The following is a 2,552-nucleotide window of genomic DNA, read 5'->3' as shown; positions in this document are numbered from 1 at the left end:
AAGTCATATTCATATTCTAGGTTACGGATTTCATCAGGCTGGTTGGATGGATTGTTTAATAAATTGCACACTGACCCTAATTATTTCATTTTCTGTGGAATGTGTTGTACTTGTAAATTGAACTCAAGGCGTCCCTAATATCTCCAACTATTCTTAACAAGAAGCCTGCTGCATAAATATTTAATCCTGGGATAAATAAAATACCAATTAAAAAAAGGGTAGCGTCCCCAATATCCTCAGTTTATTGGGGGAACTTCATTTCAGTCCTTTTATTTTTTTTCAATGCATAAAAAATTACCAAAAGTGCACTTAATACAAAAGGAATAGAAAACACTGATATTTGCCAAAGCCCGATAGAATAAATATTTGGCAATATGCTATTACTCATTAAGTCATACAGATATAAAACTGAATAAACAATACTTAACCATAAAGTCCATTTTGGAAGTTTATTAGCCCTGTAAAGAAACATTAAAACCAAATTTAAAATATTTAACACTGGTAGACGAATTGCGCTAAAGCTTAATCCATCTCCAGATGCTTCTAAATACAGTATGGTTAATATTAATACACCAAATACAGTCGCATACAGATAAAGCAATCCATTTAATATGCTTTTTACACTATGCTTAATATCCATTTTCATACCTGTAAAGGTCTATTTACCATTTTTGTTTATCACAAGTACTTTGGCAATATTGCAAAGCATTATTATATCTTGAGCCAAAATTCGTAAGATAACTTCCAACTTTATAAACGGGGTGTGCAAAATATTTGTCAAATTTATTAGTAAATTTACCAATCAAATCAGTAGTTTGGTTGATTTTATCAACAGTTAAAGTTGTATTGGTATTACCTGAGCCAGAAAATGATGCCACAACTTGGCAATATGTTATGCCCGAATTAGTACAACTATGAGTTGCAGTTGAACCCCCTAAACCTGCTGCATAACTTGCTGCATTATCTCGCATTTGCCAATGCCCATCTTTATTTTTTACCATGTCTCCAGGATTAAGAAAGTGCCAATAATCCTCAGTAACTTTCGAGCCATGATACATACCCTCATTAAACAAATACCTAAACGCCCCCGTCTGTGCCCCGTTTGCGAATTTACCACCGCCAATCATCGAGATGGTGCCACCAACAACCGCATCTCTAGCAGTATTGCCAATCATCTCAGACATATTCTTTGAATGTTCTGGTGAACTAAGATAAGAGCCAAGTGAACCTGATAAGAAACCAGCACCAAAACTACCGCCCATTCTGTCTTGCACGATACCGCCTGCTAATCCATGAGCGGCTAAGGTTTTCATAGAGCCTGATTCCCAACCTGGGTTGTATTGCATTTTGCCATTAGCACCCATTTTACCTCCTCTTAGTTCTCCGATACCCACAAATAAAGCAGCACTCAGTCCTGCGCCTTGGGCGGCTTTGGCGCTGCCTGTTGCGATGTAGGTAACTGCATAACTCACAGCGTAAGCAATAACCATCTGAACAAAGATACTTGCAAAATTTACCGCAATGGATTTGGTAATTACTATCGCTATAAGAGCAAGGGGAAAATGTCCATCTGGATCAGTGTACTTAATCTATGTTTTTGATTTTCCCCCATACCAAAAACCATAACTTCCAAGCAATCCTGATACTATAAGCAATACCTTTATATCATTAGCTTGGACATTAGTTGATAACGCCAAACCTATCAACCCTCCTGCAATAACTAAATTATAACTATTTACTAAATTAAATTTGTTTAAAATTTTTATTACTGGTATTCCAAATATAACGATAATGATAGAAGAGAGAGAAATAGATAATAACGACCAAAAAAACAATATAGCTACAACAAAACCAAAACTATATTGAGATTTTTCAAAAATAACTGATATCGCCATAAAAATAGATGGCAACATAGAGAACAATATGCCATATATAAACCCTGTTTTATATCTTATCATTTTGGATTGTACGAATCACAAGCAGGTTCACAGATAGTTGAGGATGAGGAAAACCTTCCTATATAGAAAGTAGACCAAGGCGTCCTATTAAAACTATAATCATGCCAATCAGTTATTTGATCAGTGCTCAAAACCCCCTCCAATTATTCAGATTAATGTCGGCGTAATCTCTATCTACCCATCTAACATAATCAACCATTAAATTTACCCCTAATCGTTCATTATTCATCAGCGACGAAGCGTTTTCAATCATACCAAGACCTCTATTATAAACAACATCTAAGGCTGTTGACGCAAACGGATCGCCTCTTAAGTCTCTACTAGCCCAAAACATTTTCCTTGATGTTTGTATTCCATTTTTTGCTAACATTCTTTCGCTCATGGAAATAGGAACACCTTGTTTCTGACCATGCGTCCACTCATTAGTCGCCCCTTAAAAACCACTCCAAACAAACCAAAACCACCCATTTTTCCAACCATCTAAATCAACAAAACTGCTTTTTATCCAGTACCGCAAAAAACCTTAGGTATTTTACAAAAAATAAACCCAGTTTTTGCCAAAACAAAAAAATAGTGGCTATTACCAGCCATTTT

At 35.7% G+C, this 2,552-nt stretch carries 4 protein-coding genes; all 4 read right to left on the bottom strand.

The features are described from left to right. Positions 1 to 241: 241 nt before the first annotated feature. Complete coding sequence (locus BBROOKSOX_RS09995; protein ID WP_139661580.1) at positions 242 to 640, bottom strand: hypothetical protein; 399 nt, start codon at positions 638 to 640, stop codon at positions 242 to 244. 22 nt (positions 641 to 662) lie between these two features. Continuing rightward, positions 663 to 1,490 (bottom strand): hypothetical protein, encoded by an 828-nt coding sequence (locus BBROOKSOX_RS09990; protein WP_139661578.1) that lies wholly within the window; start codon positions 1,488 to 1,490, stop codon positions 663 to 665. A gap of 99 nt (positions 1,491 to 1,589) precedes the next feature. Further along, on the bottom strand, positions 1,590 to 1,913 hold the full coding sequence (locus BBROOKSOX_RS09985; RefSeq protein WP_139661576.1) for a hypothetical protein: 324 nt from the start codon (positions 1,911 to 1,913) through the stop codon (positions 1,590 to 1,592). 172 nt (positions 1,914 to 2,085) lie between these two features. Then, entirely contained in the window at positions 2,086 to 2,292 is a 207-nt protein-coding gene (locus BBROOKSOX_RS09980) for a hypothetical protein (RefSeq protein ID WP_139661573.1), read from the bottom strand. Positions 2,293 to 2,552 lie beyond the last annotated feature (260 nt).

Source organism: bacterium endosymbiont of Bathymodiolus sp. 5 South, from assembly GCF_900128535.1.
GTDB lineage: Bacteria > Pseudomonadota > Gammaproteobacteria > PS1 > Pseudothioglobaceae > Thiodubiliella.
This window is presented reverse-complemented; position numbering and strand designations above follow the sequence as displayed.

Bases quoted from the DNA above. Each gene is read 5' to 3' on its own strand.
- BBROOKSOX_RS09995 (WP_139661580.1), bottom strand. From the start codon at position 640: ATGGATATTAAGCATAGTGTAAAAAGCATATTAAATGGATTGCTTTAT.
- BBROOKSOX_RS09980 (WP_139661573.1), bottom strand. From the start codon at position 2,292: ATGTTTTGGGCTAGTAGAGACTTAAGAGGCGATCCGTTTGCGTCAACA.
- BBROOKSOX_RS09985 (WP_139661576.1), bottom strand. From the start codon at position 1,913: ATGTTGCCATCTATTTTTATGGCGATATCAGTTATTTTTGAAAAATCT.
- BBROOKSOX_RS09990 (WP_139661578.1), bottom strand. From the start codon at position 1,490: ATGGTTATTGCTTACGCTGTGAGTTATGCAGTTACCTACATCGCAACA.